The following is a 13,382-nucleotide window of genomic DNA, read 5'->3' as shown; positions in this document are numbered from 1 at the left end:
CCCACCACCCGGCCCGCTCCGCCCGCCCGACCCAGCGGGCTCTGCGGGCTCAGCCGTTCGCCGTGCCGGTGCCGACGCGCGCTCCCGCACTTCGGCCGGCCGGCCGTGGATCTCCTGCCGCCGGTTGCCGACCGGCCCGCCAGCTGCCCGCCGGTTGCCCGCCAACCGGCCCGGAACCGGGCCCGGGTGGGGCGCCGTCAGGAGTCGTCGTCGGCGAGGGTGTCGGCGATGCTGGTCGCGAACAGCGTGGTGCCGGCGCCGCCGCGCGGGTGGACGTGGTCGATCCACAGCAGGTCCAGGTGGGAGGCGACGGTGGAGTACCAGTCGTCCAGGAGCACTTCCGGGTGGCGGGCGTGGTAGTCGCGCACCGCGCTGTTGACGCTGTCCTGCCACGGGAACGGGCCGCGCACGGTGGTCAGTACGATCCTGCGGTCGCCGACCACCGCGCGTACGTGGTCCACGTCCTCGGCGCTGAACGTCGCGTTGGTGCCGAGCGCCAGCACGACGGTGCCGCGCAGCCGGTGCTGGGCCAGGAGTTGCGCGCAGATGTCGGGGGCGTCCTCCATCATCCGCCCGACCTGGGCGTAGAGCTGGATGCCGGGCAGCACCCGGTGCAGGTCCTGCGCGGAGCCCAGCGTGATCGAGTCGCCGATCATCGTGATGTCGCTGCCGTCGATGGTGCCGGGCGCCAGGGAGGGCGCCGCGGACGGGGACTGCGCGGACCGGGACGGTGCGGAGCCCGTGTCCGCGGGGGGCGCGGGCACCGGGGCCGGGGGAGCCGCCGGGTCCGCCGCCGTACCGGACGAGCTGTGCGGCGCCGCGAAGTGGGCGTCGCCGCCCTTGCCGGCGAGCGTCGCCTCGTACTTCGCGCCGGCCTGCAACTGGCTCTGCAGGGCGCTGGGCGCCGACGCCGGACTGACCAGCACCGCGGCAGCCGCGAGCGCGGCCGCGCCGACCAGCACCGCCAGTGCCGGGTTCCGTCCGGTCACCCCGCCGCGCGGCGCCGTCCCGTCCCGCGGCGCCGTACGGTCCGTGCGCTGCCGCAGGGCCGCGGCGATCGGCCGCTGCACCAGCCGCTGACCGGCGACGGCGAGCGGCAGCGGCGCGAGGAGTTCCACCGCGCGCACGGCGGTGGAGGTGTTCGGCCACAGGGCGTTCGCGGTCACGACGACCGGCCAGTGCCACAGGTACAGCCCGTAGGAGTGCCGGCCGAGCAGGCGCAGCGCGGCGGTGTCCAGCAGCCGCGGTTGCGCGCCGAGTGCGCAGCCCGCGCAGACCGCCGTGGTGGCCACGGCGACCACCGCGAAGCCCCACCCGTACATCACGCCGTTGCCCGGGCCGAGCACGGCGAAGCCGGCCAGCACCGCGAGCGCGGTCCGCACCGCGGCCCGGCCGCGCCGGGGCAGCCGGCCGGCGTAGCGGGTCAGCGCGGGCAGGGCCAGCGCCGCGGCGCAGCCCGCGAGGAGCGCGCCGCAGTGCGAGTCGGTGCCGAAGTACGCCCGGGAGCCGCCGGCGGCGCCCGGCCCGAGCGCGTGCATCCGCCACAGTGACATCGCCGCGCCCCCGGCGGCGAGCACCGCGAACGTCCCGATCAGCACCGGCCGGCGCCGGCCGCGCGCGAACGGCAGGACGGCGGCCAGCAGCAGCGGCCAGACCAGGTAGAACTGCTCCTCCACGCTCAGCGACCACAGGTGCTGGAGCAGCGGCGGGCTGCCGAAGTGGTGGAAGTAGTCGGCGCCTTGGTGGATCTGCCACCAGTTGTTGACGAATGCCAGCGAGGCCAGGGTGTCGCCGCGCAGGCCGTCGCCGATGCCGGTGCCGCGTCCCGCGATGAGCCGCGCGGTCACCGCGCAGGCGGCCAGCACCAGCAGCAGTTCGGGCAGCAGCCGGACGGCGCGGCGCCGCCAGAACCCGCCGAGCCCGATCCGGCCGTCCCGCCGGTGCTCGGCCACGAGCAGATGGGTGATCAGGAAGCCGCTGATGCCGAAGAAGACGTCCACGCCGAGGTAGCCGCCCGGCAGCCAGCCGGGGTCCACGTGGTAGGCGACGACGGCCGCGACCGCGAGCGCGCGCAGCCCGTCCAGGCCGGCGAGTCGCGGACCGCGGGCGTGCGGCCCGGCGTCCCGGTGGGGGCCGCGGTCGGCACCCGGTCCGCCTTCCCGGTCGGCACCCGGCCCGGCTTCCCGGTCGGCACCCGGGCCGGTGTCCTTGCGGGGTGCGGGTGGGTCCGCCGGCCCGAAGGGTACGAGGGAGGCGGCGGCGGGACGGGACTCGGGCAGCGGGGCAGACGAAGGCACGCTCCACCGTAGGAACGCCCCCGCCTGCCCCGCGCGTGCTGATCGACCAACCGAACTAACGGGTCATCAGATCATCACTCGAACGTGCGAACCGTCAGTAGAAGATCGGGCCGAGCGCCCCGCCACTGGCCACCACCGGGTCGCCGTTGAGCGCGACGCTCTTCGGGCTCGCCAGGAACGTGATGACGTCGGCGACCTCCTCCGCCGTCACGAGCCGGCCGATCGAGATGCCCGCCGCGGCCGCGCCCTCCACGTCCTCGACGCTCACGCCCCCCTTCGCCGCCATGGTGGCGAGGGTCTGCGGGGTCTTCTCGGTGCGGGTCAGGCCCGGGTGCACCACGACCACGTTCACGCCCTGCGGGCCGAGTTCGTCCGCGAGGTTCTTGCTCAGCGCGGCCACCGCCACGTTGCGCACCGAGCCGACCACCGAACCGGTCTGACGCGCCGCCAGCCCGCTGACGTTGATGATCCGGCCCCAGCCGCGCTCGGCCATCGCCGGCGCGAAGGCCCGTGCGGCGCGCAGGTAGCCGCGCACCTTCACGTTGAACTCCTCCTCCAGCGTGTCCTCGGGAAAGCTGCCGGAGCTGGGCGTGGCAGCGGCGTTGACGAGGATGTCCACGCCGCCGAGCGCGCGGACCGCCTCCTCGGCGAGCGCCGCCACCGAGGCGTCGTCGCCGGTGTCGGCGGACAGGCCGACCACCGTGCGGTCCGGCCCGGCGTGCGCGGTGACCGCCGCCACGGCGGCGGCGAGCGCGTCGGCGCCGCGCGCGACGAGCGCCACATCGGCGCCCTCGGCGGCCAGCGCCTTGGCGGTGGCCAGCCCGATGCCCCGGCTGCCGCCGGTGACGACGGCGCGGCGGCCGGTCAGTTCGAGATCCACGGTGCGTCCCCTTCGGTCCCTGCGGTGTCGCTGTGCCCCAGCGTCAATCACCGCCGCCCGCCGGTTGTTCCCCGTGACGTCCCGCGTCCGCCCGCCGAAGACGGCGCCGAAACCGCCGTAGTCCGCGCCGTCCCCTCGTGTCCGTCCTTGCCGTCCCCGCGTCACGCCTCGCCGGGCACGACCGCCGACGGGTCCGGGACGTGCGGCAGCACGTCCGCGAGGTAGCTCGCCACGGTGGCCTCCAGGCCGACGTCGCCCTCGGCCGCCTCCGACAGGTACCAGCGGTGTTCGAGGAGTTCGTGGTAGAGCTGCGCGGGGTCCATCTTGCCGCGCTGCTCGCGCGGCACCATGCGGACGGTGGGGCGGAAGACCTGGCGGACCCAGCGGTGCGCCAGCACCTCGGGGCGGGCGCCCAGGGGATCGCCCGGGTCGTAGTCGTCCTGCGTGGTCATCCACTGTTCGAGGTCGTTGAGCAGGCTGCGGGCCTGGTTCTCCTCGGTGTCGAGGCCGGTCAGCCGCAGCAACTGGCGCTGGTGGTGGCCGGCGTCCACCACCTTCGGCAGGAAGGTGACGCTGTCGCCGCCCGGCGAGCGCTGGATCTGCATCTCGGCGACGTCGAAGCCGAGGCCGTTGAGCCGGCGTATTCGGCGGTCGATGTAGTGCCGCTTGCCCGCCGGGTAGACGGACTCGCGGGTCAACTCGTGCCACAGGTCGGTGTAGCGCGAGCAGATCGCCTCGGCGAAGGTGACGGGGTCCACCGACGGGTGCAGCGAGCCGCCCGCCTCCAGGTCCATCAGCTCGCCGGCGATGTTCACCCGGGCCAGCTCGATGTCGTAGTCGCGCTGGCCGGCGCTGAGCCGCGGCTGGATCTGGCCGGTCTCGGCGTCGACCAGGTAGGCGGCGTACGCCCCGGCGTCGCGGCGGAAGAGGGTGTTGGACAGCGAGCAGTCGCCCCACGCGAAGCCGACCAGGTGCAGCCGCACCAGCAGCACGGCCAGCGCGTCGAGCAGCCGGCTGACGGTGCCGGGCCGCATCGTGGTCTCGAACATCGACCGGTACGGCAGCGAGCCGCCCAGGTGCCGGGTGATCAGCGCGGGTTCCAGCGCGGTGCCGTCGGCCGCGACCCGCCCGGTGACCACCGCGATCGGGTCGACCGCGGGAATCGTCAACCGGTCCAGGTCGCGCAGGAGTTCGTACTCGCGGGCGGCGGCCCACTCGCTGACCTCCTTGACCGCCACGACCTCGTCGCCGGCACGGGCGAAGCGCACCACGTGCCGGGAGATGCCGCGCGGCAGCGCGACCAGCGTCTCGTCGGGCCACTGCTCCAGCGGCAGGCCCCACGGCAGGTCGAGGAGGTCGGCGGGGTGGCCGGCGTCGGTGGCCCTGATCTGCAACGGCATGGCGCTTGTGGTCCTCTCGTAGGACCGCAGGCTACAGGCCGTGCCGCGCGGCCCACGAGGTGACCGCCGCGGCGATCGCGTCCGGCTGGTCCTCGGGGGCGAGATGGGCGGCGGGCCCGCAGTGCTCGGTCTCCAGCGCGGAAATGTGCTCGGCGCACCAGGCGGTCATCGCCTCGTCGATGATCAAGGTGGGTGAGGAGTCGAAGGTCAGCAGCAGTTTGGGGGTGCCGGGGCTGTCCGCGAGCCAGGCGTCGTACGCGCTGACGCGGGCGACCACGTCGGCGGGTTCGCCGTCCAGCGGCATCGAGCGGGCCCAGCGCAGCAGCGGCCGGCGGGACTCGCGGGTCGGGTACGGCGCCCGGTAGACGTCGTGGTCGGCGGCGGGCAGGTCGCCCCGCACGGTCTGGTCGAAGCTGTTCTCGATGAAGACGTTCCGGTCCAGGACCAGTTCCTCGCCGGTGCCGGGGGTGCGGAACGCCGCGAACCTGGAACGGGCGGCGGCCGGGTACTCCGCCCACGTCATCGGCCGGACGATCGTCTCCATGACGGCCAGCCCGGCGACCGACCCAGGGTGCCGGGCGGCGCGGTCGAAGGCGAGCGCGCCGCCCCAGTCCTGCCCGACCAGCACCGCCCGTTCCAGGCCGAGCGCGTCGAACCAGGCGTCCAGATAGCGGGCGTGGTCGTCGAACGCGTAGGGGATGCCGGGCTTGCCGGAGCGGCCCATGCCGATCAGGTCGGGCGCCAGGCAGCGCCGCCCGGCCGCCGCGGCCTTCGGCAGGACGTGCCGCCACAGGTACGAGGAGGTGGGGTTGCCGTGCAGGAAGACCAGCGGCGCGCCGACGGCCTCCGCTTCGCCGGGCCCTGCCTCCTCGTAGTGCAGGAACGAGTCGAGTACGCCGAGGGTGGGCATGAGGACACCATCCGTTCGTGATATTAACGTTCGTCGCACTAACGACGCTATATCGTTAGTGCGACAAACACAACGGAGTACGATGTGGCCATGGACACCGCGCACGACATGCCGCTCCCGGACGATCGGACGGGCACCCCGCAGCGGCTCGCGGCCCTGCCCAGCCGCCTGCTCAACCTGGCCGCGGCCCAGGGCGAGCGCATGATCGGCGGCCGGCTGGCCGCGGTCGACGCCCGCAAGTGGCACTACGCGGCCCTCGCCGCCCTGGAGGAGTACGGCCCCGCCAGCCAGGCCACGTTGAGCCGGCGCACCGGCATCTACCGCAGCGACCTGGTGGCCGTGATCAACGAACTGGCAGCCCAGGGCGCGGTCGAGCGCGCGCCCGACCCCGACGACCGGCGGCGCAACGTCATCACGCTCACCTCCGCCGGCCGCGCCCACCTGCGTCGCCTCGACGCGATCCTCGACGCCGCCCAGGAGGACCTGCTTGCGCCGCTCACCGAGAAGGAGCGCGCCGAACTCACCGCGATGCTCGGCCGGTTGATCGCCCACCACGCCGCACGGCGCGAGGGCGAGCCCGCGCGACCCGGACGCTGAAACCCCCGGGGCGGCGAGCCATCGCCGCCCCGGCGGCGCTGCTCAGGCGGCCCGCGGTCCGGCCGGCGGGGTCACCCGCAGCACCGTGCCCTGCGCCACCGCGCACAGCGTCTCGGTGCCGTCGGCCGCGACCGCGTACAGGTCGCACCGGCACACCGCCTGCCGCCGCCCGGACTGCACGGTCTGCGCCCGGGCCACCAGCCGCACCCCGGTGCCCGGCCGTACGTACTGGATGGTGAACCCGCCGGTCAGCACCGCCGCGCCCAGCACGGAACCGGCGGCGAACGTGATCGCGTTGTCGGCGGCGTACGCCAGCACGCCGCCGTGCAGGAAGCCGTTCTGCTGCCGCAACTCCTCGCGCACGGCGACCTCCAGGACCGCGCCGCCGGCGCCGAACGCGGTCAGTTCGGCGCCGACCAGCCGGCTGAACGGCTGGGTGTCGAGGGTCTTGCGGGCGGTGTCCAGGTCCAGTTCGGGCCCGGACCCGAACGCGGCGTCGGACCCGTATGCGGCGTCGGGCGCGGACCCGGGGTCGGGTGCGGGCGACGCGTCGGACGGGGGTGCGGCGTCGGGCGTGGGTGCCGTGGTCGGCGTCGGTTCGGGATTCACGGACGGGTCCCTTCCTCGGTGTCCGGTGCGCGGTGCGGGCCTTTCGCGTGCTCCAGGTCCAGATACGACAGCAGTTCGCGTGCGGCCGGGCTCGGGCGGTCGCCCTTCGGCAGCGCGACCGACACCTCCCAGTCCGATCCACCCGGGCCGGCCAGCGGTACCACCGCCAGCGTCGCGGCCTGCTCCTTGCGGGAGATCGGCCGTGGCACCACCGCGATGCCCAGCCCGTGCCGGACCAGGTCGATCAGGGTGTGGACGTCGTACACCTCCAGCGCCACCCGCCGCACCGCGCCGCTCGCCGCGAACGCCTGGTCGGTCAACTGCCGCGCGCCCCAGTCCTGGTGCCAGTCCACGAAGGTCTCGCCGGCCAGCCGCGCCCACTCCACCTGCGGCGCGCCCGCCAGCGGGTGCCCCGGGTCGCACAGCAGCACCATCGGCTCGCTGGTCAGCGGCAGCAGCCGTACACCCTCGGGCGGCGGTCCCGGCAGCGAGACGAACGCCAGGTCCAGCCGGCCGTCCGCCACGTCCTGCGCCAGCACCGCCGAACCCGCCTGCCGCATCCGCACCTCGACGCTGCCGTGCCGGGCCCGGAAGCGGGCCAGCAGCGCGCCGACATCGACCGTCACACACTGCTCGGTGCCCACCGCGAGGCTGCCGCGCAACAGGCCCTGCACCGCCGCCACCGCCTCCTTCGCGGCGCGGGCGCCGGCCAGCGTGCGGTTCGCCTCGCCGAGCAACGCCCGCCCCGCACCGGTGAGTTCGACGCTGCGGGTGGTCCGGATGAACAGCGGGGCGCCCAGCTCCCGCTCCAGCGCGCGCACCGATGCCGACAGGCCCGACTGCGAGACCAGCAGCCGTTGCGCGGCCTTGGTGAAGTGCCGTTCCTCGGCGACGGCGACGAAGTACTCCAACTGGCGCAGTTCCACGATTGAGAAATCTAGTCGATGAATCCGTTCTCTTTCTTCTATTGGACGAGTCTTCCGGGTCGGGGACAGCATGGTGGACGGCCGCGCACCCGTCGCAGGCCGCACCACCCGTCGCCGGCGGACCGCCGGCAGAACCGGAGAACCCGCATGGAGTACCGCACCCTCGGCAGCAGCGGCGCCGGCGTCTCGACGCTGGCGCTCGGCACCATGACGTTCGGCGCCGAGACCGACGAGAAGGGCGCGTTCGCGCAGCTCGACCGGTTCGTGGCGGCCGGCGGGACCCTTGTCGACACCGCGGACGTCTACAGCGCGGGCGTCTCCGAGGAGATCATCGGCCGCTGGCTGGCCGCCCGCCCCGCCGACGTCACCGGCCGGGTGGAGATCGCCAGCAAGGGCCGCTTCCCGATGGGCGACGGCCCCAACGACGCCGGGCTGTCCCGGCGCCACCTCGACCGCGCGCTCAACGCGTCGCTGCGCCGGCTCGGCGTCGACTGCATCGACCTCTACCAGGTGCACGCCTGGGACCCGTACACCCCCGTCGAGGAGACCCTGCGCTTCCTCGACGACGCGGTGCGGCGGGGCCGTATCCACTACGTGGGCCTGTCCAACTTCACCGGCTGGCAGCTCCAGAAGGCCGTGGACGTCGCGGACTTCCGCGGGCTGACCCGCCCGGTCACCCTCCAGCCGCAGTACAGCCTGCTGGCCCGGGAGATCGAGTGGGAGATCACCCCCGCCTGCGAGTCCGAGGGGCTTGGCCTGCTGCCGTGGAGCCCGCTCGGCGGCGGCTGGCTGACCGGCAAGTACCGCAGGGACGAGCTGCCCACCGGCGCCACCCGGCTCGGCGAGAACCCCGATCGCGGTGTCGAGTCGTACCACCGGCGCAGTGCGATCGCGCGGACCTGGGACGTCGTGGACGCGGTCCGCGCCGTCGCCGACGAGCAGAGCGCCTCGATGGCCCAGGTCGCCCTCGCCTGGCTGCTCGGCCGCCCCGCCGTCACCTCCGTGATCCTCGGCGCCCGCACCCTCGAGCAGTTGGAGGACAACCTCGGCGCGGTGGACCTGCACCTCGCCGCCGAGCAGGTCGAGCGGCTGGACACCGCGAGTGACCCCGGCGCGGCGGACTACCCCGACGGCGTCCCCGGCATCGAGCAGCGCGGCCGCGACATCCGCGGGCGCAGCTGACGGTCGCGGCTGGCGGGTCCGCCGCGGTTGACGGTTCCGCCGCCGGCAGGCGCCCGCGGGGAGGGCGTGCCGCGCCCTCCCCGCCCGTTGACCTCGCGGCCCCGTGGGAGCCTTCCCCGCGGGGCCGCGAGCCTTTTCCGTTCGCGCGGTCACGGGTGCCCCGGGTCTGCCGTGCGTCCTTCACGGGCTCGGCTGAGCGAAGATGATCGGTTCGGGTGCGAATCGTCAGGACCGCGCAGAGCGCATCGCGCAGGTCGGGGCCGATCGCGGCGCGATACGCTCGCTCTCCGATCGGCCGAAACGGAGGGCGGAGTCGATGGGGACGCACGAGCGCTGGACGCGGCTGCTGGAGGTCCTGGGCGACCGGGGCCGGATCAGCGTGGCCGAGGCGGCCGAACTGCTGGATGTCTCCGCCGCCACGGTGCGCCGGGACATGGAGGAACTGGCCAGGCAGCAGTTGCTGACCCGGACCAGGGGCGGCGCGGTGCTCAGCGGCGTGGCGTACGACCTGCCGCTGCGCTATAAGGCCGGGCGCCAGGCCGACGAGAAGCAGCGCATCGCCAAGGCCGCGGCCGCGCTGATCCCGCCGGGCGCGGTGGTCGGCGTCAACGGCGGCACGACCACCTCCGACGTGGCCAGGGAACTGGCGATGCGGGCCGACCTGGCCGAGCGTGGCAACGCCACCGCGCTGACCATCGTGACCAACGCGATCAACATCGCCAACGAGCTGGCGGTGCGCCCGTATGTGAAGACGGTCGTCACCGGCGGGGTGGCGCGGCCCAGTTCGTACGAGCTGACCGGGCCGCTGGCCACGATGGTGCTCCAGGCGATCTCGCTGGACTACGCGATCCTCGGGGTGAACACGGTCGATCCGCGGTTCGGCGCGGCCACCCATGACGAGGGCGAGGCCAGCGCGAACCGTGCGATGGCCGAGCGGGCGCAGAAGGTGGTCGTGGTCGCCGATTCCACCAAGCTGGGCAAGCGGGCGTTCGCCCAGGTCTGCGACGTGTCGGCGATCTCCGTGCTGATCACGGACAAGGGCGCCCCGGAGGAGCTGGTGGAGCAGTTCGTGGCCCAGGGCGTCGAGGTGTCCTGCGTCTGACGGCCGCACCAACGCTCGTACGGCTCAAGCCCGTTGCGGGAGTTCCGCTCGCCGAAGCGCACGGAGAGAATCACGTTGAGCGAAACACACCGGGCGAAGCGCACCGAGCCGAACCCGTCGCGTGGTGCCCACCGCGCGCATGCCCCTGCGTGCAGCTGATCCTAGCTGTTCATTAAGGGCATGCTCTTGTCAATTTTGCGCAAGCCTGCCTAGATAGTCCTCGCATGGTTCTGGAGCGGTCGCCCCGCGGCGGCCCGACCGATCAGTGAGGTTGCCCCTGTGACATCACCTCTCGCCCGGCGCACGCGCGCTGCCCTGGCCGGCAGCGGCTGTCTCGCGCTGGCGTTCACCGGACTCCTGTTCAGCGCTCCCGGCGCGACCGCGGGCACCCCCGCGGACGCGTCGGCGGCGCCCTACCCGAACTACGCCCCCACCCCGCCCATGGGCTGGAACGACTGGTCGTACTACCAGTGCAACATGGACGAGCAGACCATCCTGGACAACGCCCGGGCCCTGGTCAGCAGCGGTCTGGCCGCCAAGGGGTACGACACGGTCACCACCGACGACTGCTGGATGACCAAGTCCCGTGACAGCGCCGGTGAGTTGGTGACCGACTCGGTGAAGTTCCCCGACGGCATGGCCTACGTGGGCGACCAACTGCACAAGCTGGGGCTGAAGTTCGGCATCTACGAGGACGCCGGCACGGCCACCTGCGGCGGCTTCCCCGGTTCGCTCGACCACTGGCAGCAGGACGCCGACCTGTTCGCCAAGTGGAAGGTCGACTACGTCAAGCTCGACGGCTGCAACGTGCCGACGAAGCCCGGCGAGACGGACGAGCAGAGCTACCACGACACGTATACGGCGTGGAGCCAGGCCATGCTCAACACCGGCCGCCCGATGGTCTTCTCGGTCTCCGCGCCCGCGTACTTCCAGGACGGGCCCGACTGGGACAAGGTGATCGGCTGGTCGGCGCAGGTCGGCAACCTGTGGCGGGAGGGCGCGGACATCGCGCTCGGCCAGGAGAGCGGCGCGGCCAAGTGGAGTTCGCTGCTCTACAACTACGGGTACAACGTGGGCCTGGCCGACCTCCAGAGCCCCGGGCGGTGGAACGACCCCGACTTCCTGCTCGCCGGTGACTCCGGGCTGAGCCGGGACGAGATACAGAGCCAGATGTCGCTGTGGTCGATGATGGCCGCGCCGCTGATCTCCAGCACCGACCTCACCCGGCTGTCCGCCGACGCGCTGGCCGTACTCGGCAACAAGGACATCATCGCGGTCGACCAGGACCGCACCGGGTTGCAGGGCCGGATCGTCCAGCAGGGCGACGGCTACGACGTGCTCTCCAAGCAACTCACCGGCGGGCAGCGGGCGGTGGCCCTGTTCAACAGCTCCGACAAGGCGCAGACGATCACCACGACCGCGGTCAAGGCCGGCTTCGCGCACGGCTCGTCGTTCACGCTCAAGGACCTGGTGACGAAGAAGACCACGGTCACCACCGGCACCATCTCCGCGGACGTGCCCGCGCACGGCACCGTGCTGTACCGGGTCGCCCCGGGCGGCGGCCTGCTCCAGCAGCCCGCCACCACGGTGAGCTGGAAGGACGTCAGCACCACCGCGAAGCCGGACCGGTACCAGGTCAGCGTCACCAACCACGGTGCGACCCCGCTGCTGGGCGCCAAGGTCGCGCTGAGCGCCCCGTCCGGCTGGAAGGTCTCGCCGTCGAAGGCGCTGCTCGGCCTGGTGGTGAACCCGGGCGGCACCGCCTCGGCCACCGTCCAGATCACCGCACCCACCGCCCAGCCGGGCACCACGGTCTCCACGATCACGGCGACCGCGAGCTACGGCGCGGGCCTGGCCGGCACCGGTACGGTCAGCGGGCCGCTGACCATCACCTCGGTGGTGCCCTACCCGTCGCTCGCCGCCGCGTTCAACAACATCGGCACCACACCGGAGAGCGACACCTCCAAGGGCGACTTCGACGGGTCCGGCGACAGCTACTCCGCCGACGCCCTGGCGAAGGTGGGTGCCACCCCCGGCGCCACGATCCAGGTCAACGGGCAGACCTTCACCTGGCCCGCGTCCGAGCCCGGCACCCCGGACAACGCCACGGCCGCCGGGCAGGAGATCAACCTCTCCGGCTCGGGCAGCCAACTCGCCTTCCTCGGCGCCGAAGCGGGCTTCAGCTCCGGATCCGTCACGGTCACCTACACCGACGGCACCACCAGCGCGGGCACGCTCGGCTTCCCCAACTGGTGCTGCTCGACCACGAATGACTACGGTTCCCAGGTGGCCCTGACCACCGACCACCGGGACACCCCGTCGGGCCCGGCCAACTTCGGCACCAGCTACCAGGTGTTCTCCAACACGGTGACGCTGGACGCGGGCAAGACGGTGCAGTCGGTGACGCTGCCGAACCAGGCGGCGATCCACGTCTTCGCGATGTCCGTCAAGCAGTAGGCGCCGCAAGGCTGTTGTGCGTCCCCGGCGGGAGAGTCCGATCTCCTCCGCCGGGGACGTGCCGGTTCACGTCAGAGCTTGCCGGATCAGTTCCAGGGCAGTTCGGCGCGGTGTTGCCAGTAGGCGGACGGGGGTTCGGCCAGTTCCGCGAGCGTGGCGAGCTGGGCCGGGGTGAACGTGACCTCGCGGGCTTGGAGGTTGGCGGTGAGCTGGGCGGCGGTCGCGGCGCCGGACAGGACCACGTCGGCCCAGGGCTGGTGGAGGGCGGCGGCGAGGGCGACCGCGTCGGGCGTGCTGTCGAGGGCCGCCGCGAGCGGGCCGAGTACGGCCCCGACGCGGGAATCGGGCGCGGCGAGCCGCCCGTTGGCGAGGGCCTCCTTGACCATCACCCGGCAGCCCGCGGCGTGCGCCTCGGCGAGCGCCGGCCCCGCGGAGGGCTCGAGCGGGTTCCAGGTGGACTGGACGCTGCGGAAGAGAGGGGCGCCGTCGACGGTGACCGCCAGCGCCGCGCGGATCGCGTCGGCCTGCGCCGGTCCGCTGGTGCTCAGGCCCACGAGCACGCCCCGCGTGGCCAGTTCGGCCAGCGCGCGGTGCAGCGCGGGGTCGGTGAGCGCGGGGCTGTCCGGGGTGACGGAGTGCACCTGGTAGACGTCGAGCCGGTCGCCGAGCAGTTCGCGGGTCTCGGCGAGCTGCCGCTCGTACGTGGCCAGGCTGTGGTCCTTGATCTCGTGCGCCTGGGCGTGCACCTGCCAGCCCGCGGTGTACGTGTAGCCCCACTTGCTGGAGACCACCACCCCGGGCCGCTCCCGCCGGTCGAGCCACTGCGCCAGGAACTCCTCGGAACGGCCGTACGACCGGGCCGCGTCGAAGTCGCGTACGCCGTCCGCGTAGGCGAGGTCGAGCAGTTCGTGGGTGCGGCGGCGCAGCGCGTCCACGGTACGGCCGGACGGCAGGTCCCGGTCGCGGCCGAGGTTGATGTAGCCGGGACGGCCGACCGCGGCCAGGCCGAACCCGATCCGGGC

The 13,382-nt window shown here is 73.4% G+C and carries 11 protein-coding genes; 4 read left to right on the top strand and 7 right to left on the bottom strand.

From position 1 onward, the window contains the following. Positions 1–197: 197 nt before the first annotated feature. From AC13HU_RS17215 to AC13HU_RS17200, 4 genes are all read right to left on the bottom strand, one after another. Positions 198–2,297 carry an acyltransferase family protein gene (locus AC13HU_RS17215; protein WP_483042757.1) on the bottom strand — a complete coding sequence of 700 codons (2,100 nt, stop codon included), beginning with the start codon at positions 2,295–2,297 and terminating at the stop codon, positions 198–200. Positions 2,298–2,391: 94 nt separating this feature from the next. Further along, entirely contained in the window at positions 2,392–3,177 is a 786-nt protein-coding gene (locus AC13HU_RS17210; RefSeq protein ID WP_483042756.1) for an SDR family NAD(P)-dependent oxidoreductase, read from the bottom strand. Between the two features lie 161 nt (positions 3,178–3,338). Next, positions 3,339–4,577, bottom strand: a complete 1,239-nt coding sequence (locus AC13HU_RS17205; RefSeq protein WP_483042755.1) for a DUF4032 domain-containing protein — start codon at positions 4,575–4,577, stop codon at positions 3,339–3,341. 31 nt (positions 4,578–4,608) lie between these two features. Then, positions 4,609–5,487, bottom strand: a complete 879-nt coding sequence (locus AC13HU_RS17200; protein ID WP_483042754.1) for a haloalkane dehalogenase — start codon at positions 5,485–5,487, stop codon at positions 4,609–4,611. Positions 5,488–5,577: 90 nt separating this feature from the next. Between AC13HU_RS17200 and AC13HU_RS17195 the strand changes: the two genes are divergently transcribed. Then, positions 5,578–6,084, top strand: a complete 507-nt coding sequence (locus AC13HU_RS17195) for a MarR family winged helix-turn-helix transcriptional regulator (RefSeq protein WP_483042753.1) — start codon at positions 5,578–5,580, stop codon at positions 6,082–6,084. Between the two features lie 42 nt (positions 6,085–6,126). On the opposite strand, the gene AC13HU_RS17190 is transcribed toward AC13HU_RS17195, so the two are convergent. Together AC13HU_RS17190 and AC13HU_RS17185 are read right to left on the bottom strand one after the other, a co-directional pair. Continuing rightward, positions 6,127–6,555: a PaaI family thioesterase gene (locus AC13HU_RS17190; RefSeq protein ID WP_483042758.1), complete on the bottom strand. Its 429-nt coding sequence runs from the start codon at positions 6,553–6,555 to the stop codon at positions 6,127–6,129. 134 nt (positions 6,556–6,689) lie between these two features. Next, positions 6,690–7,619 (bottom strand): LysR family transcriptional regulator, encoded by a 930-nt coding sequence (locus tag AC13HU_RS17185; RefSeq protein ID WP_483042752.1) that lies wholly within the window; start codon positions 7,617–7,619, stop codon positions 6,690–6,692. Between the two features lie 147 nt (positions 7,620–7,766). Between AC13HU_RS17185 and AC13HU_RS17180 the strand changes: the two genes are divergently transcribed. The 3 genes from AC13HU_RS17180 to AC13HU_RS17170 all read left to right on the top strand — a co-directional run bounded on the left by AC13HU_RS17180 (position 7,767) and on the right by AC13HU_RS17170 (position 12,360). Then, the gene (locus AC13HU_RS17180) at positions 7,767–8,801 is read left to right on the top strand and encodes an aldo/keto reductase (RefSeq protein WP_483042751.1); all 1,035 of its coding nucleotides are present in this window, start codon (positions 7,767–7,769) and stop codon (positions 8,799–8,801) included. 316 nt (positions 8,802–9,117) lie between these two features. Continuing rightward, complete coding sequence (locus tag AC13HU_RS17175; protein ID WP_328471843.1) at positions 9,118–9,903, top strand: DeoR/GlpR family DNA-binding transcription regulator; 786 nt, start codon at positions 9,118–9,120, stop codon at positions 9,901–9,903. A gap of 279 nt (positions 9,904–10,182) precedes the next feature. Continuing rightward, positions 10,183–12,360 carry an NEW3 domain-containing protein gene (locus AC13HU_RS17170; protein WP_483042750.1) on the top strand — a complete coding sequence of 726 codons (2,178 nt, stop codon included), beginning with the start codon at positions 10,183–10,185 and terminating at the stop codon, positions 12,358–12,360. 86 nt (positions 12,361–12,446) lie between these two features. On the opposite strand, the gene AC13HU_RS17165 is transcribed toward AC13HU_RS17170, so the two are convergent. Next, positions 12,447–13,382: aldo/keto reductase (locus AC13HU_RS17165; protein WP_483042749.1), on the bottom strand; the 936-nt coding region annotated here is incomplete at its 5' end.

Source organism: Streptomyces sp. NH27 (assembly GCF_056859195.1).
The sequence above is the reverse complement of the archived record's forward strand: the minus strand, read 5'-3'. Positions and strand labels throughout refer to the sequence as shown.